Source organism: Spiroplasma endosymbiont of Cleonymus obscurus, assembly GCF_964273375.1.
Lineage (GTDB): Bacteria > Bacillota_I > Bacilli_A > Mycoplasmatales > VBWQ01 > Spiroplasma_E.
The window spans coordinates 572,771-597,873 of sequence record NZ_CAXWWA010000002.1; the positions used below are offsets into that span (position 1 = coordinate 572,771).

At 23.5% G+C, this 25,103-nt stretch carries 24 protein-coding genes and 2 pseudogenes; 13 read left to right on the forward strand and 13 right to left on the reverse strand.

Features of this window, described 5'->3' with window-relative positions; all coding sequences use genetic code 4:
- Positions 1-11 precede the first annotated feature (11 nt).
- The 3 genes from ACI2WJ_RS03865 to ACI2WJ_RS03875 form a co-directional block, all read right to left on the reverse strand.
- Positions 12-1,250: an IS256 family transposase gene (locus ACI2WJ_RS03865; protein ID WP_400255219.1), complete on the reverse strand. Its 1,239-nt coding sequence runs from the start codon at positions 1,248-1,250 to the stop codon at positions 12-14.
- 113 nt (positions 1,251-1,363) lie between these two features.
- Positions 1,364-2,044 carry a hypothetical protein gene (locus ACI2WJ_RS03870; protein ID WP_400254890.1) on the reverse strand — a complete coding sequence of 227 codons (681 nt, stop codon included), beginning with the start codon at positions 2,042-2,044 and terminating at the stop codon, positions 1,364-1,366.
- Positions 2,044-2,496 carry a hypothetical protein gene (locus ACI2WJ_RS03875; RefSeq protein ID WP_400254891.1) on the reverse strand — a complete coding sequence of 151 codons (453 nt, stop codon included), beginning with the start codon at positions 2,494-2,496 and terminating at the stop codon, positions 2,044-2,046. The genes ACI2WJ_RS03870 and ACI2WJ_RS03875 overlap by 1 nt, the downstream gene beginning before the upstream one ends.
- 414 nt (positions 2,497-2,910) lie before the next feature.
- Here ACI2WJ_RS03875 and ACI2WJ_RS03880 point away from each other — a divergent pair, with 414 nt between their 5' ends.
- Entirely contained in the window at positions 2,911-3,279 is a 369-nt protein-coding gene (locus ACI2WJ_RS03880; RefSeq protein WP_400254892.1) for a hypothetical protein, read from the forward strand.
- Positions 3,280-3,404: 125 nt separating this feature from the next.
- Positions 3,405-5,345, forward strand: a complete 1,941-nt coding sequence (locus tag ACI2WJ_RS03885) for a hypothetical protein (RefSeq protein WP_400254893.1) — start codon at positions 3,405-3,407, stop codon at positions 5,343-5,345.
- A 336-nt stretch (positions 5,346-5,681) separates the two neighbouring features.
- Here ACI2WJ_RS03885 and ACI2WJ_RS03890 read toward each other — a convergent pair whose 3' ends face one another.
- Positions 5,682-5,948, reverse strand: coding sequence for a hypothetical protein (locus ACI2WJ_RS03890; RefSeq protein WP_400254894.1), 267 nt, complete (start codon positions 5,946-5,948; stop codon positions 5,682-5,684).
- Positions 5,949-6,233: 285 nt separating this feature from the next.
- Here ACI2WJ_RS03890 and ACI2WJ_RS03895 point away from each other — a divergent pair, with 285 nt between their 5' ends.
- The 6 genes from ACI2WJ_RS03895 (at position 6,234) to ACI2WJ_RS03920 (ending at position 11,310) form a co-directional block, all read left to right on the forward strand.
- Positions 6,234-7,811, forward strand: a complete 1,578-nt coding sequence (locus tag ACI2WJ_RS03895) for a hypothetical protein (protein ID WP_338980771.1) — start codon at positions 6,234-6,236, stop codon at positions 7,809-7,811.
- An 81-nt stretch (positions 7,812-7,892) separates the two neighbouring features.
- Positions 7,893-8,123 carry a hypothetical protein gene (locus ACI2WJ_RS03900; protein ID WP_338959629.1) on the forward strand — a complete coding sequence of 77 codons (231 nt, stop codon included), beginning with the start codon at positions 7,893-7,895 and terminating at the stop codon, positions 8,121-8,123.
- Positions 8,124-8,275: 152 nt separating this feature from the next.
- The gene (locus ACI2WJ_RS03905; RefSeq protein WP_400254895.1) at positions 8,276-8,998 is read left to right on the forward strand and encodes an RsmE family RNA methyltransferase; all 723 of its coding nucleotides are present in this window, start codon (positions 8,276-8,278) and stop codon (positions 8,996-8,998) included.
- Positions 8,999-9,009: 11 nt separating this feature from the next.
- Positions 9,010-9,993: a Gfo/Idh/MocA family protein gene (locus ACI2WJ_RS03910; RefSeq protein WP_400254896.1), complete on the forward strand. Its 984-nt coding sequence runs from the start codon at positions 9,010-9,012 to the stop codon at positions 9,991-9,993.
- Complete coding sequence (deoC, locus tag ACI2WJ_RS03915; RefSeq protein WP_400254897.1) at positions 9,983-10,660, forward strand: deoxyribose-phosphate aldolase; 678 nt, start codon at positions 9,983-9,985, stop codon at positions 10,658-10,660. The genes ACI2WJ_RS03910 and deoC overlap by 11 nt, the downstream gene beginning before the upstream one ends.
- A gap of 521 nt (positions 10,661-11,181) precedes the next feature.
- Positions 11,182-11,310 carry a hypothetical protein gene (locus tag ACI2WJ_RS03920; RefSeq protein WP_400254898.1) on the forward strand — a complete coding sequence of 43 codons (129 nt, stop codon included), beginning with the start codon at positions 11,182-11,184 and terminating at the stop codon, positions 11,308-11,310.
- Here the strand turns inward: ACI2WJ_RS03920 and ACI2WJ_RS03925 are convergent.
- The 8 genes and pseudogenes from ACI2WJ_RS03925 to ACI2WJ_RS03960 form a co-directional block, all read right to left on the reverse strand.
- Positions 11,296-12,085 (reverse strand): IS5 family transposase gene (locus tag ACI2WJ_RS03925; protein ID WP_400254899.1). Its coding sequence is split into 2 segments (ribosomal slippage): positions 11,296-11,823 and positions 11,825-12,085, totalling 789 coding nucleotides; the frame shifts between segments, so codons are not numbered across the junction. The genes ACI2WJ_RS03920 and ACI2WJ_RS03925 overlap by 15 nt on opposite strands.
- A gap of 77 nt (positions 12,086-12,162) precedes the next feature.
- Positions 12,163-12,952, reverse strand: a protein-coding gene (locus ACI2WJ_RS03930; RefSeq protein WP_400254556.1) for an IS5 family transposase whose coding sequence is annotated in 2 segments (ribosomal slippage) — positions 12,163-12,690 and positions 12,692-12,952 — 789 coding nt in all. Because the reading frame shifts where the segments join, the coding sequence is not laid out codon by codon here.
- A gap of 55 nt (positions 12,953-13,007) precedes the next feature.
- Positions 13,008-13,304 (reverse strand): hypothetical protein, encoded by a 297-nt coding sequence (locus ACI2WJ_RS03935; RefSeq protein WP_400254900.1) that lies wholly within the window; start codon positions 13,302-13,304, stop codon positions 13,008-13,010.
- Positions 13,247-13,510, reverse strand: coding sequence for a hypothetical protein (locus ACI2WJ_RS03940; RefSeq protein WP_400254901.1), 264 nt, complete (start codon positions 13,508-13,510; stop codon positions 13,247-13,249). Before ACI2WJ_RS03940 ends, ACI2WJ_RS03935 begins: the two co-directional genes overlap by 58 nt.
- Before the next feature lie 361 nt (positions 13,511-13,871).
- Positions 13,872-14,994 (reverse strand): annotated as a pseudogene (locus ACI2WJ_RS03945) (IS3 family transposase).
- A 108-nt stretch (positions 14,995-15,102) separates the two neighbouring features.
- A complete protein-coding gene (locus tag ACI2WJ_RS03950) occupies positions 15,103-15,621 on the reverse strand; it encodes a hypothetical protein (RefSeq protein WP_400254902.1) in 519 nt (172 codons plus the stop codon).
- Positions 15,622-16,491: 870 nt separating this feature from the next.
- Positions 16,492-17,094, reverse strand: coding sequence for a hypothetical protein (locus ACI2WJ_RS03955; RefSeq protein ID WP_400254903.1), 603 nt, complete (start codon positions 17,092-17,094; stop codon positions 16,492-16,494).
- Positions 17,095-17,390: 296 nt separating this feature from the next.
- Complete coding sequence (locus ACI2WJ_RS03960) at positions 17,391-18,236, reverse strand: potassium channel family protein (protein ID WP_400254904.1); 846 nt, start codon at positions 18,234-18,236, stop codon at positions 17,391-17,393.
- A 166-nt stretch (positions 18,237-18,402) separates the two neighbouring features.
- Between ACI2WJ_RS03960 and ACI2WJ_RS03965 the strand changes: the two genes are divergently transcribed.
- From ACI2WJ_RS03965 to ACI2WJ_RS03975, 3 genes are read left to right on the forward strand one after another with little or no spacing between them, the layout of a single operon-like run.
- Positions 18,403-19,890, forward strand: coding sequence for a TrkH family potassium uptake protein (locus ACI2WJ_RS03965; protein WP_338959760.1), 1,488 nt, complete (start codon positions 18,403-18,405; stop codon positions 19,888-19,890).
- Between the two features lie 21 nt (positions 19,891-19,911).
- A complete protein-coding gene (locus ACI2WJ_RS03970; RefSeq protein ID WP_338959758.1) occupies positions 19,912-20,766 on the forward strand; it encodes a bifunctional 5,10-methylenetetrahydrofolate dehydrogenase/5,10-methenyltetrahydrofolate cyclohydrolase in 855 nt (284 codons plus the stop codon).
- 13 nt (positions 20,767-20,779) lie between these two features.
- Positions 20,780-21,352: a hypothetical protein gene (locus ACI2WJ_RS03975; RefSeq protein ID WP_400254905.1), complete on the forward strand. Its 573-nt coding sequence runs from the start codon at positions 20,780-20,782 to the stop codon at positions 21,350-21,352.
- 90 nt (positions 21,353-21,442) lie between these two features.
- On the opposite strand, the pseudogene ACI2WJ_RS03980 reads toward ACI2WJ_RS03975, so the two are convergent.
- A pseudogene (locus tag ACI2WJ_RS03980) lies at positions 21,443-22,282 on the reverse strand (ISNCY family transposase); the annotation flags it as partial.
- A gap of 127 nt (positions 22,283-22,409) precedes the next feature.
- Between ACI2WJ_RS03980 and ACI2WJ_RS03985 the strand changes: the two are divergent.
- Together ACI2WJ_RS03985 and ACI2WJ_RS03990 are read left to right on the forward strand one after the other, a co-directional pair.
- Positions 22,410-24,038, forward strand: a complete 1,629-nt coding sequence (locus ACI2WJ_RS03985) for an ankyrin repeat domain-containing protein (RefSeq protein ID WP_400254907.1) — start codon at positions 22,410-22,412, stop codon at positions 24,036-24,038.
- 143 nt (positions 24,039-24,181) lie between these two features.
- Entirely contained in the window at positions 24,182-24,907 is a 726-nt protein-coding gene (locus ACI2WJ_RS03990; RefSeq protein ID WP_400254908.1) for a hypothetical protein, read from the forward strand.
- The last annotated feature ends 196 nt before the right edge of the window (positions 24,908-25,103 follow it).

The window sequence follows — 25,103 nt, forward strand, 5'->3', positions numbered from 1 at the left end:
TTTACAAAGTACTAGTTTAGATTAATTCTATCTTCAAATTTTATCATAAAATGAGCAATTGCTGTATTTCAATTTTGAATGGGCATTGTTCATTTTTTTGTTATATTTTCAATTGCTAAATAAAATATTTTAAAAACTGCCATATCATTAGGAAAAACTTTTTTATTTCTGATAATTTTTCGTAATTGACTATTTACAGATTCAATAGCATTTGTTGTATAAATCACTCTTTTAATTTCTGCAGGATAACTAATAAAAACCATTAAATTATCTCAATTTTTATATCAAGATTTAGCAATTTGAGGATAGTGTTTATTTCACTTATTTTCAAAGGATTCTAAAGCCTGCATTGCTTGTTCTTCACTACATGCAGTATAAATTGGTTTTAAATCTGCAACTAGAGATTTTCTATGCTTATATGAGACATATTTCAAACTATTTCTAATTTGATGAACTATGCATAATTGATGTTCTGTTTTAAGATAAACTGATTGTATTGCTTCTGACATGCCTGTTAAATTATCACTGCAGGCAATAAGAATATCATTTAAGCCACGATTTTTCATTTCTGTTAAATTTGCTAATCAAAATTTAGCACCTTCATTTTCACTAATTCATAAACCTAAAACATCTTTTTTACCTTCTAAATCAACTCCTAAAGCTATATAAACTGATTTGTTAATAATGCGTTTATCTTGTCGTACTTTAACTACTATACAATCAAAATAAACAATAGGATAAATGCCTTCTAATGGTCTATTTTGTCATGCTTTGACATCATCAATCACATCATCAGTAATTTGACTAATAATACTTTCACTAATATCAGCACCCTGATATAACTCTTGTAACTGCATTCTAATATCTGATAATGTCATACCTTTTGCATATAAGGAAAGAACTTGTTGATCAAAACCATCAAATCTTCTCTGTCTTTTTGGCACTATTACAGGAGTAAAATTACTATTACGATCTCGTGGTACATCAATCTCAATTTTACCTTGTTGAGTTATTAATTTTTTTGAACTTATACCATTACGAGCATTGTCACTATTACTATGTTGATTTTTTTCATATCCTAAATAATTTTGCATCTCAGAATTCAACATTTTTTCAACTAAACGTTTTGTTAATTCTTTATATAAACCCCCTTCTTTAAAAACTGTTGTTAAATCTTCAGTATTTTCTAATAATAAATCTACTGCTTTTGATATTGGATCATTATTATTAAAGTTATCTTTTTTAGCCATCTGTAACTCACTCTTTCTAGTCATTTAATTATATTTACTAGAATTAATTAAACATAGTTATTTTTGTAAGTTACACAGATTACTAAACATTACCTAAAAGAATAATTTATTTTTTAAATATAACAACTTTTTATATTTTCTGGGTTTGTCTTTATATCAAAAACCTTATTTATTTCAATAATATTATCAGCAAAATCTTTTGCTGTTTTTATTTCGTCTTGTAATTTTTTATTTGTAATAATATCATTTTTAAAATTTTTCAGTATTTCAATAAGATTATTTAAGTTTTGAAATTTATTTATTTCTTTAGCAATAGCGTATTTTTGTTTTTCACAGATTTTAATACCGATATCTATTCAATCTTGTAATTTTTTTATTTTTCATTTTTGATTTGGAGTTATTAATGGTGGATTTTGATAATTGTTAATTGCATGATACATGCTTGTGTTAAAAACCATTATTCTTAATCCATTATTACTTAATTCTTGGTGAAAATATTTATTTAAGTTACCTTTATTATTTAAAAGATAATTAATAGCATTATGTGTTCCGCGATCTCAATTTCTTATAATTTTTTGAAAAAAAACTCAACTTTGTATTATTGGATTTATAGGTCTTTGACTTTGAAGAATAAAATATTTAACACTTCTGAAACGAATACTTTCTGATGTAGTTAGAATTACTCCTATTAATGAGCATTTAATTTGATTTTCATTTAAGTTAGAATTTGTTAACAATAAAAAATCATTATGTATTTGTTTGTCAAGAATAATTATTATGTGCCTGGAGTCCATTACTTGCTACATAACTTCCTACAAAAGGTAAAGATTGGCAAAAAAATATTTTTTATATTAGGATTTATTAATGTGCTGTCTTCAAAATAATAATAAGTTGTTTCAAAAGTAAATCCTTGTAGGAATAAACTTTTTGAACAAAAAAATAATTTTAACGTTTTTTGTTCAATATTTACAGTAATTGAAAAGTAATCATATTGTGCTTTTTGATTTATATAATAAAACTCTGAGTTAGCATTTGAACCATATGTATTTGGCATTTTTAATAAAATAGTTTCTATATATAGTTCTTTAATAATATGATTTAATTTTTTAAAAAATATTATAGGATTATCATTTAAAACTTCTAAAATTGTTATTGTATGAAAAATACTTGAGTTGATTATTTCTTCTTCATCAAATTTTTCTTTTTCTTTTCAATCTTTTTTTTCAAAATTTGATTTTTTTGGCATATTTAATTTTCCTTTCAAAATAAAAACCCATTTACTTTTTATGAAAGTAAATGGATTAAAAACTAATATTTAGTTATATACAGTATAGAAAATAAAAAAAATTTGTCAACTTTAGAATCTTTTATATTATTTCAAAATAGGTCAAATTTCAAAAAAAGTAATAATAAAAACTTTAATAGTGTTAAAAGCATTTTTTATGTTTTTTAGATAATCATTTATTATTATTATTATTTATAGTTTATTTTAAAAATTAAAATAAATGAATTTTTTTGAAAGGAAAAAAAATGAAAGAAGAACATTTAAAAGAGATAAATGAAAAAATATTAAATATAAAAAAAATTATATAAACGTAATAATGAAATTTTAAATGAAATCATATTTAATAGAAATAACTATTGTGACGAAGAGATAGATATGATAAAAGATTCAATTTTAGAACAAAATTATAATTTTCAAGAAATAAAAATTCAACTTTTAGAACATCAAAAATTTTTATTAAGTAAAAATATAAATAATGAATTCTTAGTTAATAATCTTGAGTTAGAATTATCAATCAATAAATTTTGATATAAATTTTCTATTAAACTTTATAAAAAAGAAAAAGAAATAGTTAAATATTGAAAAGAACAGTATTTTGAATGTTATAAAAAACAATTTTTTGTAAAGAAAAACTTAGAAAATGATAATAAAATATCAAATTTTGTTATTAAAAAAATTAATAAAGATGTACAAAATATTTCGATTTCAACTCCTTCATTAAAAGTACATACATTAAAAATGTAAAATATATAACAAGCTATTTTTTAATAAAATCATTTAAAAATCTAGAATTTAATTTTTTTTAAATTATGATATAATTACTTTAAAATAATTATTAATTTTTTACAATATTTAAATGAGGTATATATATGAAAAAACCATTATCATTTATGGGTGCATTATTATTATCAAGTGCAGTCACTGCTAGTACAACGGCATGTAATAATCTAACTATATTCAAAAAAGATTTAAAAAAAGATTTAACACAAACAGATTTAAAAATTGTACCAGAGGAACATCGAGGAACAATACCTACAGATTATGAATTAAAATCACAACTATTTATTTTAAATCATGAACTTCATACTGATAATATTAAAATTATTAATAAAACCACTAATTATGCTTTTGTTGTTGGTGATGGTATTTTTTATAATCAAGATAAAATTAAAATTACTTATCAAATCCAAACTATTGATATTAGAACAATAATTGTTGATGAAGCATCCATTGGTAATTTTAGTACTAGTGGTCAAAAACCTACTGTGGAAGCTGTTTACAGTCGTATTCAAGAAAAATATTCTAATTTAGAAATGGATCGCCTTAAAATTGACGTTATTTCTAATAAAGAAGCAACTATTACAGGTATTACGGGTGATGATATTATTGCTCTTTATACTGGTAAGGTAACAGTTACATTTAGTACTAATGATAGTGTTGATTTAAGTACTATTATTAATAAAAAAGATTTAACGGTTAAGACTAGTGGTCATGATATACCATCAAATAATGATGTAATGTGAGCATTACGTGATACTTACCAAGAAAAGTTAGATACTTCTTTTATTGCAATAGAAATTACTGCTACTAATAGTGCCACTATTACTAGTACAAATCAAAAAAAATATACTGGTAAAGTAATACTAAGTTTAAATCTTGATATTAGAATTGCTCTTAAAGACGTTATTAATAAGGGATTAGATAAAATTGCTATTATAGGAAAAGTAATAACTTTAGAAGATGTTAATAGTGCATTGAAAAAACAATATTCAAGCTTAAATATGAATGCTATTCAAGTAACGTTGCAAAATAATAGTGTTACTATTAAATCTATTAATCAATATGTATACACTGGTCCTAATGTAGTAATTGATAATTTACTTATTGATTTCAATAGTGTTTTAAATAATAAATTACCAACTTTTAATATTCCTGGACAAAACAAACCAAGTAAAGGACAATTAATTTCAGCACTTAAAACCGCTAACTATAATCTTGATGTAAGCAAAATTATAGTTGATAAAATTACTGATAATAGTGCAGTTATTAATGGTGATGGTAAATTTTATAGCAATGATAGTATTGTTGTTACTTATGATTGTGATAAAACAGAACTTTTAAGTGATGTTTTTAAAAATTTAAATTTAGGAACAATTAAAACTAATGGATTATCAAAACCAAATATTGAAGAAATTAAAACTGCGATTAGTAAAAGTAATCCAAATGTAAAGTTAGATGCAATTAAATTTAGTGAAGATGATATTACTAATCAACAAGTAACTATTAGTGGTGATGAAACTATTTATAAAGGGAAGATAGTTGCTGATTTTACTATTGATAGTAGTATTATTAATAATGATCAACTAAATTATAATTATAGTGAAACTAATAGTGTTGGTTCATTAAAAAGTACTTGAACCAGCCCCGATATTACTCTATTATCTAATTGAACAAATTATGCACCAGATTGAGATTGAGATAGTTTTTCTAATAAGTTTAGTAAATTAAGTTTTGGTGATAATTCGTATTTTAGTCTTTATTGTAATACTTATACTGATCAAAAATTAAAAGGTTCACAATTAAGTATTAATACTAATGATATTAATAATGATAGAAACAAAAATATATTTGAGCTTAGTTATTATTATGATGGTGGATTTTGAGGAACCTTTCTTGAATTACATGGTTATATTCATATTTGACATGATGAAGAAAATGTTTATGTAAGCATTAATTGAAGCATTGATACAGTTAAATGTTTCCGTGATCGAGTATGGAATATTAACTTGCAAGCTGTAACCTTTAGTTAGAATTTAACAGATTATATTTATATAGTTTTACTGTTAATCATATAATTTTGAAATATTAATTTTTATTAAAAAGATAAATGAGAGATAATACTCTCATTTTTAATATCTTTTTATATAAATTAAGTAAATAACTAAAAAAGGATATACAAAGTAAGTTTAAAAATTAAAATTAAAAATTATTAATTTATAATTATTATAAACTTAATATAGTTTTTATTTTAAAATAAATGAGTTTAGATTGAAAGGAAAAAAATGATGAATAGAGGGTAAGAAATAAATATATTAAATGTAGAGATAAGTTTAATTGAACAAAAAATGGCTATTATTAAAAGTAATTTAGAGACTTGTATCAAAAATATAAGTGTAACCCATCCAAGTTATGCCAAAAATAACAAAAATTTTAGAATAGTATTCTAATCAAGTAATATAGTCAGTTAAAGTTGTTTTTAATTTTTTATATTCAAGTTCATTTATATTTTTTTCTGAACTATTATTTATTTTATCTAGTTCTTCAGTACTTTTTTTATGTAATATTCAAACTGTGATAATTGTAATTCAGTTTAATGCTAATATACATTTTGTTTTATTGCTAATTTTTTTCATATTTTTTACCCCCGTAAAAATAAAATACATTTTTTTAAATTTTTATTTTAAAAAAATGTAAACACTAATTTTTAAATAATATATTAAAGTATAACATTTATAATATTTAAAAATATATTTTTATTAAATTTAATTAAAACTTAAAATTTTATTTATTTTTTGAATTATGGAAATTTGTTGTAAAAAAGACAAAATTTGATAACATATAATTATTATTGAGTTTATATCACCCATTACTTTAAATTAAAGTAAATGGGTTTTTGTTTAAAAAAAGGAGAAAAAAGAATGGCTGATAAAACAAATTTGCAAACATTTCATCAAATCATTAAACAACAAAGAATAAATGATATTTTAAATAAGTCAGAAATTGCTATAAAAGCAAGACATGGGGGCTTAACAATAAGATTTGAAAAAAATAAAAAAAATATAAATAATACTGAATTTACTAGTTCTTTTAATTCAAGTCAAATATCACAAACTAAAATAATTGAAAATGGATCACAAAAGTATAGATATAATTCTGTAACAATTTTAGATCTTGATAAACAAATAGCAAAGAAAATAATAATTGAAGAAGCAAGAGCACACAGAATATTAAATTTACAAAAAGAAAATAATGATGAAACTTTAAAAATTGAATTTGAATTAAAAAAAGCAAAGGAAAATTTAGAAAAAATTAAAAATGCAATAGTTAGTGGTCAATTATTTGGTAAAAAAACGTTAAAGAAAAGAAAAAGAGAATTAGCCAAATATGAACATGAAATTAAAGAAAAAACAACTAGGTTAAGGAAATTAAAACAAAGAAAAGAACAATTAAATGAATATCAAAAGATAAATAGCAATATCCAAAATGAATTAAAAAATGATATTAAACAATTTTTAAATAATGATGAAAAGAACAAAACCAAAATATTAACAAAAAATAGAAAAAAAATAAAAAAACTAAAAATTAAACTTAATAAAATTAACATTCTACAAAAAGAATTAAAATATGAAAATAAAATATTAAAATTAGAAAACGAAATTAAACAAGAAAAAATTGAAAATGGTAAAAAAGTTAAACAAATATATGAAGAAATTTTGACAATAAATAATAATTGTTATTATATAACAACTTTTATACATAATAATCAATCAATTTCAGAAAAAATAATGTTTTTTCACAACTTTGATAATGATAATATACAAATATTAACGCAAACAAAACAATATAAAAATTTAAGTCAATACAAAAATGATCTTTTATTAATAAATAATAATAATAATTTTGATAGAATACCAATCAAAGAGTTTATAAAAGAACAAACAGAATGTAAAGAAAAACCATCTATAGCGGAATTCACAATGTGGGGTGTTATTTCAGTACTTTCTGTTGGTGTTCCAATATTGATTTCTTGTTTACCCTTTGTAAGGAGGGAAATTGCAACAGAATTAAAAGACAAACTTATAGTTGGTTTAATTTCAATTACGCTTGGCTTATTTATTAAAACTGCTGCAACAACAGTTTCAACTGCAATAAAAAAAGTTGATTCATGAATTTATAATAAAATGTTTAAAAATCAAGAAAAAATTGAAAAAGATAAAAAAGAATTTAAAACAATAATTAGAGACTTGACAAGTGATAAAGTAGAAACTCAATTAGAAAGACAATTTAATATTTTAAAACAAGAATTAGATAATAGGAAAAAGCAAAAAATAAATAAACTATTAAGTAATAAAATAACGTGAGAAAATCCAGATAAAGCAAAACCAACAGTTACTAATCCTGTTGCTAAAAATTTTGATTTAAGTGTTATAGTTAATTCTTCTGATATACAACCCCCAATTAGTCCAGTAACAAAACAACGAAGTTATTCAATATAAAATATTGTTTTAAAAATAATTTTACTGAGTATTTAAAGGGTAGAAAAAATATTCAAAAAATAATAAAGGAAGTAAAAAAATATGCCATGAGAACCATATGAAAAATGAAGTACAAAAGATAAAGATTCACTTGCAAAAAAATTAGATGAAGTAAATAATAGTTTTGGAAAAGAAAAAGAAAGAGAAAGACGAGGAAAAGTTGCTGCTACATTCGAAGAAAGTAATAAAAATAAGAACATAATAAATGATAAACCTTTAGTAAACATAGATAATAATGCTACTACTAAAGTTGCAAAATGTATTATTTTATAAATAATTAAAAACTACTTAATTAATTAAGTAGTTTTTAATTTAGTTTCATGATAAAAGAAAAAAGAAATTTTATATTTTAGAAATTAAAGATGATAGTTAAAACTTGTTAATTTGAGTTTTACCTTATGTTATAATCAAATTAGAGGTGGACTATGGAATGCTACTTTACTAACCATAAAACTAATAATATTTTAATATTAGATGAAGAAGATAGTAAACATCTAATTAAAGTATTACGTCATAAAATTAATGATGAAATAGTTATTATTCATCAAGAACAAAAATATTTAACAAAAATTATTGAAATTACATCAGTTATTAAATGCGAAATTATAAAAACAGTGCCAAATAGTAATTCAGAATTAAGATGTAAAATCACATTAGTAATATCGTTATTAAAAGAACAAAAATTTGATTTAGTCATTCAAAAAGCAGTAGAATTGGGAGTTTATCAAATTGTGCCATTGCTGTTAAAACGATGTGTTAGTATTTTAACGAGAACAAAAGCAGAACAGAAAGTTTTACGTTGACAAAATATTGCAAAAGCTGCTGCCAAACAATCAAATCGCAATTTAATTCCGATTGTTACACCCGTTGTTTTTGATTTAAAACAATTAGAACGATATCGGTCTCATCTTAATTTGGTTGCATATGAAAATTCATCAGAAACTAGTTGGATTAGTCAAATAAATAATAAATTATCATCAATAACAATTATAGTTGGACCCGAAGGAGGAATCACTAAAGAAGAAATTGCAACTTTAACACAACTTAATTTTAGTAATATTAGTTTAGGAAAATTAATTTTACGTGCCGAAACTGCACCTTTATTTTTAATGTCAATCATTAATTATGAAACAAGTTTAAAAAGTTAAAGGAGTACAAGATGATTAGAATTGGTATTATTGGAACTGGAAAAATTGTTCAAAGATTTATAAAGCAAGCGTTAACTAATAAAAAAGTTAAAATAACTTGTATATATTCAAGAAGTTTAGATAAAGCAGAAACATGAGCAAAAAAATATAATATTGCCCATAGTACTGATGATTTAAATAAAATGATAGAACATATTGACGCTATTTATATTGCTTCACCAAATGGTTTGCATTACGAACAAAGTAAATTATTATTAAATAATAATATTCATGTTTTAGTAGAAAAAACTATTACTTTTACAGTTGAAGAAGTTAAAGACCTAATTTCTTTAGCAAGAAGTAAAAAAATAATTTTATTAGAAGCTTATGTTACTGTTCATTTACCTATTTTTTCTAAATTAAAAAAATTAGTTCATGAAATAAATCCAGAAGTAGTTAACCTTAATTTTAATCGTATTTCTTCAAGAATGCCATCAGTTGAAAAAGGAATATATGATTCTGTTTTTGATAAAGATTTTGGTAAAGGTGCAACTTATGATAGTTTAGTATATCCATTACAATTAGTATTGTATTTATTAGGTAAAGTAAAAACAGTTAAAGCGATGGCAATTAAATTACCTAATGGTGTTAATTTAAGTAATCATGTTATTTTGAAGCATGAAAATGGAACTATTACTACTATTACTTGTAGTAAAGGAGTAACCTCTTATGCACAAAGTGAATTTATAGGTCATAATAGTAGTCTTGTTTTATCACAAGTTCATCCATTAAGTGGAATTAAGGTTTATACTAAAAACGGAATAAAAGAAATCGCAGATAATACTAATGAAGAAAGTTTAATGACATATGAATTAAATGATTTTGTAAAAATGATTAAAAATAAAGATTATTTAAGTCGAGATTATTGATTAAATCATAGTTTAATGAATCTTGAAGTTATTGAAGCAATTATTAAAAGTGAAAATGAATTAGGAGTTGAAGTTTATGAAAAGTAATATTAATTTAAATGAATATATTGATCATACATTATTAAAACCAGAAGCAACATTATCAATGATTGATACATTATGTAAAGAAGCTAAAACTTATTATTTTAAAGCAGTTTGTATTAATCCATTTTATGTTAATCGTGCTGTTACTTTATTAAAAAATAGTAATGTTAAAGTATGTACAGTGGTTGGTTTTCCATTGGGTGCCAATACTAAACAAACTAAAGTAGCAGAAACAATTAATGCGATTAAAGATGGTGCTCAAGAAATTGATGTTGTTATTAATATTGGTGCATTAAAGGATAATGATCAAAAACTTGTATTGCAAGATCTACAAGCAGTTCGTAATGCATGTCCACAAAATATTATTTTAAAAGTAATAATTGAGTGTAGTTTATTAACAACAGAACAAAAAATTATTGCTTGTCAGTTAGTAACTAAAGTAAAAGCAGATTTTATTAAAACTTCAACTGGTTTTGCTAATGGTGGTGCAACGGTTACTGATATTAAATTAATGAAAGCAAATATTGGTCCTCATGTTGCAATTAAAGCTTCTGGTGGTATTAAAAATCAAGATGATGCAATGGCGATGATTAATGCTGGTGCTACTAGAATTGGTACTAGTAATGGTGTTGCTATTATTGCAGGACAAGAAACTAAGGGTGGTTATTAATTAATGTAAATCAACAATTATATACTAAATATAAAAGAAAGAACAAAATATCTAAAACAGAAAATGAGAAAACAATAATCATTAACTTCATTTATTTATTATCTTTAAATAATTAAAATCAATTTATGAAAACTAATAATTTTGATAAAAATTGATATTTAAGGATTGTTTTTAAAGAAGTTTTTTCTTTAATAGACAAAATTATTTTTGAAAAATGCTTATATTATTTTTTAAAAATGATTGATTTTGATAGGAAAATTATTGAAAATAATACTGTTTAAAAATATTTAACATTGAATTTACTAACCAAAGATAATTAATCATCAATTACAAAAAGTCATCAGAAATAAAAAAGTCTTTCTTAATGATATGGCAGTTTTTCAAAATATTTTACTTAGTAATTAAAATATAACAAAAATTGAACAATTCATTTCAATTTTGAATAGGAATTGGTAATGTTTAGTAATCTGTGTAACTTACAAAAATAACTATGTTTAATTAATTCTAGTAAATATAATTAAATGACTAGAAAGAGTGAGTTACAGATGGCTAAAAAAGATAACTTTAATAATAATGATCCAATATCAAAAGCAGTAGATTTATTATTAGAAAATACTGAAGATTTAAGAACCTGTTTAGAATCTTTTTAATAAAACTGAAATAAATGAAAGAACAACCATTTGTAAACTAGTATTTAGTTTTCTTTCACAATTTTTTCATAATCTTCTGTATTTTTCTAATCAAGCAAAGCTTCGTTCTACAATTCATCTTTTTGGTAATACTACAAAAGTATGTAATTCATTGCGTTTTATCACTTCAACATTTGCATTTATGATTGTTTTGATTTCAGAAGCAAATTTTTCACCAGTATAACCAGCATCTACTATTATTTTTTGAACTGCAGAAAGATTTTCTTTTTCATTTTCAATCATTATTATAGCGCTATTACGATCTGTTTTTTCTGCCGTGGTTATGTAAATTGCATGTGGTAAACCTTGAGAATCAACAACAATATGACGTTTTATGCCTGAAATCTTTTTACCAGCATCATAACCTTTATTTTCAGTAGTATCTGTATTTTTAACACTTTGCGAATCAATTATACAAAAACTAGTTTGTTCTTTGCGATTATTGTTGATACGAACTTTTTTAACTAATTTTTTTTAAAATTAATTGCAATACACTAGGTTCTTTAACATTATTTTTACTTCAAATTTGAAAATAATAATATACAGTTTGTCATTTTGGAAAATTTTTTGGTAACATTCTTCATTGACAACCACTTTTTAATACATATAAAATTGCACAAAATATTTCATATAAATCTAAACTTCTTGGTTTTGTTTTCTTTTTACTATTTTCTAAAATTGATTTTATGTTTTCAAATTGTTCTTTGGTGACATGACTTGGATAATTTTTATGCATATATACCTCTTATTTTAAAATATATAATCATTTTACATTATTTTTGAAAAGATTTTAAACAGGTTCTAAGAACCTGTTTAAAATCTTTTCAATAAAATTGAAATAAAGGCAAGAACAACCATTTGTAAGCTAGTATTTAATTTTTTTTCACAATTTTTTCATAATCTTCTGCATTTTTCTAATCATGCAAAACTTCGTTCTACAACTCATCTTTTTGGTAATACTACAAAAGAATGTAATTCATTACGTTTTATAACTTCAACATTTGCATTTATAATTGTTTTAATTTTAGAAGCAAATTTTTCACCAGTATAACCAGCATCTACTAGTATTTTTTGAACTGCAGAAAGATTCTCTTTTTCATTTTCAATCATTATTATAGCACTGTTACGATCTGTTTTTTCTGCTGTGGTTATGTAAATTGCATGTGGTAAACCTTGAGAATCAACAGCAATATGACGCTTTATTCCTGAAATCTTTTTACCAGCATCATAACCTTTGTTTTTAGTAGTATCTGTATTTTTAACACTTTGTGAATCAATTATACAAAAACTAGTTTGTTCTTTTCTACCATTATTGATACGAAATGCCATGACTAATTTTTTTTAAAACTAATTGTAATACACTAGGTTCTTTACCATTATTTTTACTTCAAACTTGAAAATAATAATATACAATTTGTCATTTTGGAAAATCTTTTGGTAACATTCTTCATTGACAACCACTTTTTAATACATATAAAACTGCACAAAATACTTCATATAAATCTAAGCTTCTTGGTTTAGTTCTCTTTTTAGTATTTTCTAAAATTGATTTTATATTTTCAAATTGCTCTTTGCTAACATTACTAGGATAATTTTTACGCATATATACCTCTTATCTTAAAATATATAATCATTTTACCCTATTTCTCTAAAAGATTTTAAACAGGTTCTAACATATTAATAGGAATTACTTGTGATTTAGCAATACAATAATCTTTAATACCTTGTAAAAAAATACATTCTTGTATAAATAAATAATTTCTTAATGCACTTTCTGCTCATATTGATAACATATTTGCTTTTAATGGAATTGGACTTGACATAAATCTATTCATATCAAAATCTTCAGTTCTTCAATCAATAACTAATATTTGGTCTAAAATAACACTAGTTGTTCTTAATGTTGTTCATTGTTTATTTTTGTACCAGTCATAACATCATATTTTGAACCTCAACGTAAACGTTCAGCAATACGATAATATGCTTCTACTGCTCCAGGTATTTCACTTATTTGTTCTGCAACTGCACTTGCTTTTAAAAACATCATACTTTCATCATTATAAAGTATACCTTTTACTTGAGCTTCCATAGCAGTTAACATTGCTTTATTTCCATTATTACCACCAGTAATTAAACCAGTTGGAACTTGTGGAATAGCCATAATATCTCTCCTTTTGAGAAATATTTAATTATTTACTAAATAAAAATTCTAAAAATTTAATCATTTCTTGTTTAGTTTTTGTTCCTACAACTTCTGTATTTTTTAATAATTCTTCATTTTTAGATGTAATATTATTATCTAATTCAAAAAGTGTTTTTGGATTAAAAAACTCTTGTTTAGATTCTTCATTTTTAATAATTTCTTGTTTTTTTTATTTCTTTATTATGTAAATTATTATTAAATATTTCTGCATAATCTTCTTTTATTTTATTTAAAGCAGAATGTTTATCAAGTTCTTTATATTCAGTATTAATTAATGATTTAACTATTTTTAATTGTGGAATGGCAACCCTTTTTAGGACTATTTTTTGGTAGACATTTTTTCATGATATTTAACTGGAGTTAGGTAGTTTAAAGTGCTGTGGATTCGTATGTTGTTGTATCAATTGATATAATCAAATAATTCTAATTTTAATTGGATTAATGATGTAAAATTTTTATCATTAATAAATTCAGTTTTGAAAGTTTTGAAAGTTGCTTCAGCAACAGCATTATCATAAGGACAACCTTTTTTGCTTAAAGAACGGGTAATATTGAATGCTAATAAAAGTTTATCAATAGTTTTATTATTGAATTCATTACCGCGATCACTATGAAATATTTGAATATCTTTTAAACAGCGATTTGATTGCATAAATGCTTGATATACTAATGATGCATCTTTTTTAGTACCTACACACTATGTCCAATAATTTCGCGGTTAAATAGGTCGATTAATAAGCAAATATAGTTTCACTTACCATTAACTTGAACATAAGTTAAATCACTAACAATAACTTCATTTTTAAGCCTATTATTAAAGTTTCTATTCACAAGATTGCTTATTTGGCTATCATTGACTTTGTTATGATGATTTTTAAATGATAATTTAGTGTATTTTGATATTAAATTATGCTGATTCATAATTTCTTTAATTTTTTTGCGTGATAAATAAATTTCTTTATTTTCTAGACTGACTTTTAATCTTCTTGTTCCATAAACTTCTTTATTTTGTTTAAAAGCACTAATAACAGCTTCATCATACATATTATTTTTGATTTTATCTTCTTTTTTCTTTAAATTAAAATAATATGTTGATTTAGAAAGTTTTAAAAAACGACAAATTGGACGAATTTTATATTTAGATTTATTATTTGTAATAATCTCTACTTTCTGCCTATTATTAGTGCTGCTTGCTTTAAAATATCATTCTCCATTCTTAATTGTTTTAATTCTTTATTTGCTTGAATTAATTGTTTTTCTAAATCCGAAAGATTATCTTTAGTTTTAAAACTGCCTGAATTTGTAAATTGCTTAATTCATTTATAAGTAGCTGCTCTTGTAACGTTGTATTCTTTAGCAAGGCAAGATACTGATTTGCCATTTTGATATAAAGATACTATTTGTTTTTTAAATTCATCATTATATGAGTTAATATTGGCCATAATTATATTTCCTTTCTTTTAACTAATTTGTTCACTTGTCTACGTAATTAGTGTCCAATAAAGTGTAACCCATCCATATTAAAGAATAAATAATCTAATTTATTTTGTTTACATGTTCAACAAAAATACTTTTTCATTATGAGTTGAAATTTCCTTATAAGAAGTAACTAAATAATTAATTGGTAAATCATCATGTTTATATGGATTATTTATTTTAAAACCTTTTCTGTTTTCTTCTCACGTAATGTTATATTTAAAACAAGGATTAGTAATTTTAGTTTTGTTATCTGTTATTTCACCCATAAATCAACTATTATGCTGTTCATAAAATGTTAATTGTTCAAGTTTTATATCATTAAGATAATATTCTTTTGGAGCAGTTGGTTTATTAACAGTTATTTTTTGGTCTTTAATATATGGTTCTAATAACTTTATTAATTCATTACCACTTAATTCTTTTTTAATATTTTCTAAATTAAAAACTCAATATGTGTAACTGTTATCAACAATAAAAGAATTATTTTTAATCATTCATTTTGGAAGAGATAATTTATATTCAACATAATCAATAAGAATAGATTGTGGTTTATCTTTAACAATTTGTTCTTTTTTAAATTCTATTTGCATAATAATTCTTTCCTAATATGTTCTGTTGCTTCTAGCATAAAGAACATATATTTTGATTCTTAGATTATTAATAATACTACTATTCGTTTTATTCATTCCAGCAATTCTGGGCTCAAAAAAATTTTTCAAAAAAAATAAAAAATAAAACCAACACTTGCTCACTGGGGAGTGGCAAGGTTGGTTAAATAAAGAATAGAATTAATACAATGGGTCTCCCTACAACAGGTCTATATATACTAGTTTCCAATTCGCTCCCACCCCAAGAATTACCATTAAATGGTTAGTATATTTTATTAGGTATCACTCCACTTTTTATTTATCCATGCAAGTCCACATGTTCTAGCTACTATTTTTAACAACTGTGTTGTAGTTCACTTTTTTAGTTCCCTAACACGTGTTGATAATAGCGTTAAAGAGGTTTATTAAAAATTTTAAAATTTTACAATTACAAAAAAAGACAAGATTATTTCTTGTCTTTTTCCTTGATAATAATTTTAATTTAACTTACAAAATGTATCTTTTATTTTTTTTTTAAAATACGTCGAATATTAAATTTAAGGGTTAAAGAGAGTAATTTTGTCTAATTTTTCATTATTTTTCAAATAATTCATTTTTGGAAATAAGTTACTAATATGATAATTAATTATTTCGTAAATTTTGAACCGCCCTTTTAGAATTGGTATTTTTTTATCCAAACATTTTATTTTATATTGTGTTCATTTATTACTAAAAAAATAAATATAATTGTCCATTGTTCTTCATCCTTTACATAAAATTATTATTTTAAATACTAAATAAATAAATTTTCCTTAATTTAGTAAATTATTAAATATTAATAGAATTTACTTATACTTTTGATATTTTTTCCTTTTAAATACTATTACTAATTACTTTACCATTGACATTAGAAAATATCTTATTTTCTGACATGTCTAAAATGATATCAATAATCTCGGGCGTTTTAGGTACCTCTGGTCTTTCAAACATATTAGTTTCAATGTTATTAATACCATTAGATAAATCTTTAACGTTAAATATATCTGCCTTGTGTACTATTTCTTGTTCTTCATTACTTTGAGTTACTGGCATTGGTACGATGTTAGAAAACATTATCTTATCATCAACTTTTTGCTTTACTATTACTGTCGCATATTTTGTTTTAATGTCTTTTGAATTTTTGCAAATTTGAGTATCATCTCACTCTATAGGAATTTGAATATGTTCTCTCATTTTTTCTTTATTTTTTTGACATCATCTGTAATAATATTCTCGTTTTCTTGCTTTCACTTCTGACTTTTGATTATATTCTCGTTTTCTTGCTTTCACTTCGGGTCTTTGATAATATTCTCGTATTTTTTCTTTATTTTTTTTGACATCATCTGTGATTATATTCTCGTATTTTTTCTTTATTTTTTTGAGACCATCTTTGATAAGATTCTCGTTTTCTTGCTTTCACTTCAGGCCTTTGAGCATATTTTAATTTTTTAGTTCCAACCTCAGGTTTTTGGTTATGTTTCCGTATTCTTTCTTTGCTGAAATTTTTTTGATTAATTTGAATTATTTCAAAAATTTGTTCTATTTTTTTAATTAGTACTTTCTTATTTTTTTCCATTGTATACATAATATTTTCCTTTCAAAAAATAAAAAACCTATTTACTTTAAAAAATAAAGCAATCGGTTAAAAACTTATATTTAAATTAAAATATATAAATTTTATTACAATGATAATACATTAATATTTCTAAAAATAAAAAACAATTTTCTTATAATTAATTTTTTTTATTAGTGTTTTTTTCTTTCTTAACTTCCTTTTTCTTTAATTTTTTATTTTTTTTCTTTTTCTTATTTCTTCTGAATCAATTTCAAAATGAACGCTTTTTCTTTACCACTTTAATAATAGTAGGCTCAAATATTTTATTAGTATCACCAATTGAAAAATCATTACAAACAGAATTAATATTTTCATTAGAACTAATAAATAATAGTTCATCATTTAACATTAATATTTCATTTCTACTAGGAATAATAACTTTACCATGACGTTTAATTGCAACTAAGTTAATTTTATAATTGCTAGGAATTTTTAAAGTTTCTAGTTTTTTATTTGTAAACTTAGTATTTTTAACAATTACATTAGCTATTGAGTACTTTTCATCAACTGTAGTTAAATCTACTCCTAATTTTCAAATAGCACGATATGCAGCTTTCTTACCAGCTTCTGTTTCAGATAAAATAATATTAGTAATACCAATTGCTTCTAAAATTAGTTGGTGAGTACTATCAACAGCTTTAGCAATAAGATTAAGTGATGATAATGTATTGTGTTCACGATGAATTGCTAAAACATGAACAGCAGTAACAATTGAAGCTGCTAAATCAGAACCAATAGCAATAATAATATTTTGCACTTTGTGAATTCCGGCATCATCTAATGCATCACGATTAGTTGAATCTAAAATTAAAGTTTCAGAAGCTATTGATGAAACTAATTGACAACGGTCTTCTCTTTTATCAATAGCTAATGTAACTTTACCTAATTCTTCTAAAGTTTTAACAACTGAAATTCCGAATTTACCTAAACCAATGATACAAAAATCATTTTCTGATGAAGACATCTATATCCTTCTTCCTTAAATAATATTTACTTAAATATGTTATATTATACTAAATTATAAACTAATTCTTAAAATATTGGTATTTTAAATTTAAAACTAATATTTAATAGAAATGACTATAGTATAGTATAATAATAAAAGAAAATGTTATTTTAGGAGTTTTTTGATGCTATCTAAGGTTAATTATCGTAGTGTAAAAAATATTTTTAAAATTATTTTTGTTGGTAAAACTCGTCCCCGACAAATGTTTAATTTATATTTTTTCACTTTATTAGTTGGAACAATACTTTTAATGACACCAATTGCCACAACAAAAGGACAATGAAACTTTTTGCCTGCCCTTTTTACTGCTAGTAGTGCGTTTTCTGATACTGGTTTAACAGTAAAAAGCACTGCTAATGACTTTACTTTCTTTGGGCAATTTATTATTTTAATTTTAATTAAATTTGGTGGTATTGGTTTAATTACAGTTAAACTAGCAATATTATCCTTATTTGTATTTAATCGACATACTAGTTTAAGAGAAAGATTACTAATGCAAGGTGAACGTGGCTCTAATAAATTAGGAACGACTATTGATGTATTAAAAATTGGGATTATTGTTATGACAATTACTGAATTTTTGGGAGCAATTGTTTTATTTTTATATTTTTATTTTGTGCCTATCTCAGGAATAGAATATGGTCTAAACAATAATACAGGTTACTATAATCACATACTATTAGCATTATGATCGGGAATTTTCCACTCGATTTCTGCTGTTAATAATGCTGGTTTTGATATAGTTGGTATAACTTCATTAGAACCTTTTCAGAGTGATTATTTTGTGCAGTGAATTTTTATTATTGAATTTGTAATTGGTGGTATTGGTTTTCCTGTTTATTATGATTTATATCATTGAATTAAAAATAAAACTCATGGTAAAAAATTTAGATTTAGTTTATTTACTAAACTAACATTAATAACATATTTTTTAGTTGCGATATTGGGTGTTAGTAGTGTTATGTTTATTGAATATTTTTCACGTAATGTCATAACTCCATCAAGGCAAGAGCCCATTTTTAAAAATTTATCGACATCTGATGCAATTATGGCTGTTTTTTTTAATACAATGTCAACAAGAAATGCTGGATACTATACAGTTGACTTAAATAAATTTCACCTTGCCTCACAAATGATCCAATCATTAATGATGTGAATTGGTTCTTCACCAGCAAGTACTGCCGGAGGAATTAGAACGACAACTTTAGCAATCATTCTTTTAACAATTTTTAATATTGCCCGTGGCCGTAATGATGTTTTTGTATTCAAGCGTAAAATTCCTAATCAAACTGTTCGTATGTCATTTATAGTCGGCACACTTGGTTTTATTTTAGTTTTTGTATCAGTAATGATTATCACAATTGAAAATGTTTTTATAATAGATAATTCTGATATGACCTTTGCACAAGTAATTTTTGATGTTTCAAGTGCTTTTGGAACAACAGGACTTTCATTATTTGATAATTCCAAATTAGGTATTTTTAGTCAACTTAGTTTAATTTTTGTCATGTTTGTGGGACAATTAGGAGTATCAACTACTGTTCTTGCTTGAAGTGATCGTAAATCAAAACCAACGATAAGTAGAGTTGAAGAAAACGTATTAATTGGATAAATTAAGAAACGGTGAACACATATGATAAAAATTTTAGATGGTAAAATAATTGCCCAGCAAATTAAAGCAAAAATTAAAGCACAAGTAACAACCATTACTAATCGTAAACCTAAACTAGCAGTAATAATTATTGGTGAAGATTTAGCATCACAAATGTACGTACGAACTAAAATTAAAGCATGTCAAGAATGTGGTATTGATGGACAAGTATTTTCACTAACAACAACAGTAACACAAAAAGAAATAATTAATAAAATTGAACAATTAAATAGTGATAATAATATTGATGGAATTTTAGTACAATTACCACTACCAAAACATTTAGATACATTAGCAATTATTAATAGCATTACTATTAATAAAGATGTTGATGGTTTAACAAATATTAATGCCGGAAGATTATTACAAGGTGATAAAAAAGCAATGTTGCCTTGTACAGTAAAAGGTATTTTAAAATTACTAAATCACTATCAAATTCCCATTTCTAAACAAAATATTACTATCATTAACGATAGTAATATTGTTGGTAAACCATTGGCTTTATCATTAACTAATATGGGAGCAACTGTTAGCATTGTTCATAAATTAACTAAAGACTTAACTCTTTATACTAAAGAAGCTGATATCATTTGTAGTGCTACTGGTGTCTATAATATTATTAATAGTAGTCAAGTTAAACGTGATGTTGTTATTATTGATGTAGCAATTAATTATCAAGGTAAAGAAAAAAAAGTTGTTGGTGATATTAATTTTGAAATAATGAAAAATACCGCTTCAGCAATTACTCCTGTGCCTGGTGGTGTTGGACCAATGACTATTGCCATGTTATTAGAAAATTTAATGATTTGCTATCAATTAAATAATAAATATAATTAAATTGGAAAATTAAATGTTAAAGAAAAATTGGATTAAAAAAAGATTAAATAATATTGAAAAAAATAATTTAGAATTATTAAAATTTAAGTTTTTAAAAGAAACTATTTCAACAAATAGTGTTTATTTTGATAGTCCTTTACATTTTTTAAAACCAGAAAATTATTCAGATTATCAAATACATAATGAAAATAATACTATTATTTTTAAAATAGAAGTTAATATACAAAAATTATATGATGATTGAATAAAAGGAATGAATAATTTTGCTTGAGATTATATTTTAAGTAAAAAATATATAAATATTAACACTGAATATAATTTAAAAACTAATGAGTTTATTAATAAAATTAATCAAAACTTATTTCTTTTAAAAAATAATTTAATATCAAAAAATAATATTTACGTTGTAAAAGTTTGAACCTCAAAAATAGTAAAAAATAATTTCAATATTTCTTCCTTTGAAAAAGATTGAGAAGAATTTAACGATGTTGGATATTGATGAATAGATAAAGATACTTTAAATAAAGAAGTTTCTTTAAATGAAAAATTGGTAATGTTTAGTAATCTGTGTAACTTACAAAAATAACTATGTTTAATTAATTCTAATAAATATAATTAAATGACTAGAAAGAGTGAGTTACAGATGGCTAAAAAAGATAACTTTAATTAGGAATTATTAATATCTATATCTTCAAGGATGATTTTTATTTGGTATATAAACTTTTTTAGTTTTTATCAATTCTTCTTTTATGATTGGTTTCAGTTTTATTTCTTTTAATTCATATATTTGATTATTGCAACTAAGATATAAGTTATTAATAAACGATTTAAGTACAATTACATCAGTTCTAGGTTGCATATATTGAATTTTGTTATTTTTATAAGGAAAATATTTTTTACCATAGTATGTTATAGTTGAACCATTATCTGTTTTTCTTTTAGAAAATCTTGAAAGATAAATATTTATTTCTTCTTGTGTAGGAGCTTTAACCATAGCAGATTTATTATTATCAATAGGAAAGGCAAATTGATTATTAAAAATACTTATATATGTTTTAAGAAATTGATTAGCTTCTTCTAAATTTTTAATTTTATTAAGTCTAAGTTTACTAATTAAACGACTTTGAAGTGTTCCAAATAATCGTTCGATTCGACCTTTAGCTTGTGGAATTGAAGTTCTAATGATTTCAACACCCAAATCATTACAACATTTTTGAAATTGAGTATAAGTATCATTTTCTGGATTCATTTTTCCTGCATCAACTTTTTTCTTATATCCAAAAACTGTTCTGTTATCAGTATAAAATGTTTTTGGTATGCCATATTTAGTTAAAATTTGATAAAAAACATTATAATAACCATCTAATGTTTCTTGATGATCAAATCATAGTCCAACAATATTTCCTGTAGCATCATCAATTGCAGCATGTAAAAATGCTTTTGGTTGATCATTGCCAAATCAATGATGATTACTGGCATCCATTTGAATTAATTCGCCAAAATTTGTTCTTCGATTTGGAATGGCAACACTTTTTAGGACTATTTGCGAAATTTTTTTATTTTTTTTAAAAAAAGATTGTTTAATTTATAAAATTTGTTAAAAAGAAGAAGAACTAAATATTTTAAGATAGGAAAAATAAAAAATGACAATTGAAATAAAAGACAAAAAGAAAAAAGTATTGTTTGATTCTAAATTTATTAGAGTAATAATAGAAAATAATTTTATTTATGTTCAAGAACCTTGATGTAATAACCAAGGAGTTGCAATATTACCCTATGTTTTAAAAGACAATCAATATCATTTTTTACAAATTCATAATGAAAATAACCCAGCTCAAAAAAAATCTAAAGTTAGTCAGTACAGTACTATTACGGGTGGTTTAGAAAATAATCAATTTTATACAACTGTTGTAAATGAAATGTTAGAAAAAACTGGAATTGATATTAGTGAAAATGTAACAATTGATAGACTTGGTCCATATTCTTTTGCAAATAAATCAAGTGATAAAAAATGATATTTATATGCAATAGGTTTAACTAATTTAAATTTAGATATAAATCAAACTTATTATGGAAAAGGTGGAGATGGTACTGATTTTGAAAAAGGAATACATGCTAATTTTGTTAACAGTTATACATTAGCAGGTAGTAATGATACTCTATCTACTAGTATTTGAGGAAGAATTGATTTAGTAAAGAGATATAAATACAATGAAACTCAAAATTTTTTAAAAAAATTAAAAGAAAAAATAAAAGAAATAAATAATATAAATAAAAAAATAGATTTAAGATTACTATTTGATGAAACATCTCTTAAAGATGAATCTTATGTAGATGTAGAACTTGAAACAAACAACACTACTGTTATTCCTAATGGTTTTCCTTTGCATTATGCAGTATATAATGCTTATTTTGAAATAGCTAAATTTTTAATTGATAATGGTGCAAATCCTAATATTGAAGATATTGGAGGAACTCCTTTACAAATTGCTATAGCAAATTTTAATAACAACATTGAAATAGTGAAATTGTTAATTGAAAAAGGTGCTGATGTAAATATTAAAAATGATAATGGTGATAGTCTTTTAGATATTGTAGTTAAGAATGATAAAATTGAAGTAGTAAAATTATTATTAAATCATTCAAATATTGATGTCAATATTAAAAATGATTATATTAAATCAATCTTTTTTTATTCTGCAAAAAATGGTCATATTAATTCTTTAAAATTGTTAATTGAAAAAGGTGCTGATGTAAATATTAAAAATGATAATGATGATAGTCTTTTAGATATTGCAGTTAATAATGATAAAATTGAAGTAGTAAAATTATTATTAAATCATTCAAATATTGATGTCAATATTAAAAATGATTATGGTTTTACTCCTTTGCATTATGCAGTAGATAATACTTATTTTGAAATAGCTAAATTATTACTTGAAAAAGGTGCTGATGTAAATTTAAAAGATATAAATGGATCTACACCTTTAGAAATTGCTGTAGCAAATCCTGATAATAATCTCAAAATGATTAAATTATTACTTGAAAATAGTGCTGATGTAAATGTACAAGATAATAAAGGTTTTACTGCTTTATATTCTGCAGTAGATAATAATGATTTTGAAATGGTTCAATTATTACTTGAAAAAGGTGCAAATCCTAATATTGAAGATAATAGTGGCAATAAACCTTTAGATTATGCATTAAGTAATGCTTATTTTGAAATAGCTAAAGTTGGAATGGCAATACTTTTTAGGACTGTTTTTTGGTAGACATTTGTTTTTCAAGATATGAGTAAACATTACTTTAGTTAGCTATATAATCATTTTACCTATTTCTCTAAAAGATTTTAAACAGGTTCTTAGATAATGCACTATTAACAATAATAGAGAGATTAAATTTTTTAAATCCCGATTTGCATTTACGTTATCCTAGTTTTACAAATAGACATCCTATAGGCGTAAATAATTTTCAAATTTTATCAGAAAATGTTTATGATTTTCAACAGAATAATCCTCATATTGTTTTTGATAGTGATTTAAATGTAACTTTTACTATTAATGAACAAAGCGTAAGATTATCGACTTTACTTAGAAATACTAATTTAGGACAAATTAGACGTAATGATCCGAGTACTATTATGGAAAGGTTATGAGAATTAAATCCTGATTTAGTTTTTCATTTCGACTTTGTGCCGGGTATAGATTTCTCTCCATTTTTAACTTCAACTACATTAATAATTCCGCTATCACATATGTTTCGTCCAAACAGTATAATATTTACAGAAAATTTGAATATTATTTATGATTGTGATTTTAGTGTTACTTTTACTACACTTGAAGATATATCAAATTATAAACCAAGTAATTTGCAGACCACTACAACAACAACCCCTTCACCTTCAGCAGGTGGAAGCGCTGTTTTGCCATCAACATCTGAACAATCTTTTAACATTGGAACTAGTTCTAGAAATAGAAATCAACACAGTAATCAAAGTACAGGCTCTAGAACAAATCAGAAACCAAAGTGTGATATTTTAAAAACACAAATTATTGATCAAAAATTATTAGATATTTATTACACCACATCTACAGAAAGTAAAAATAATGTAAGAAAAAAACTAACAGAAATTTATGGATAACATTTTACTGATGCTAGTTGAACACAATTTGAAAAAATTGTTGAATTGCATAAATATGGAATCGTTTTTATAACACCTAATAAAAATGAATATTTATTAAAAGGTCTAGCTACTACCACAACTATGAGTATTCCACCTGCATATAAAGTTGTTAAATGAATAAGTTCTCCACAAGCTACAACAGTAGTTGAAACAG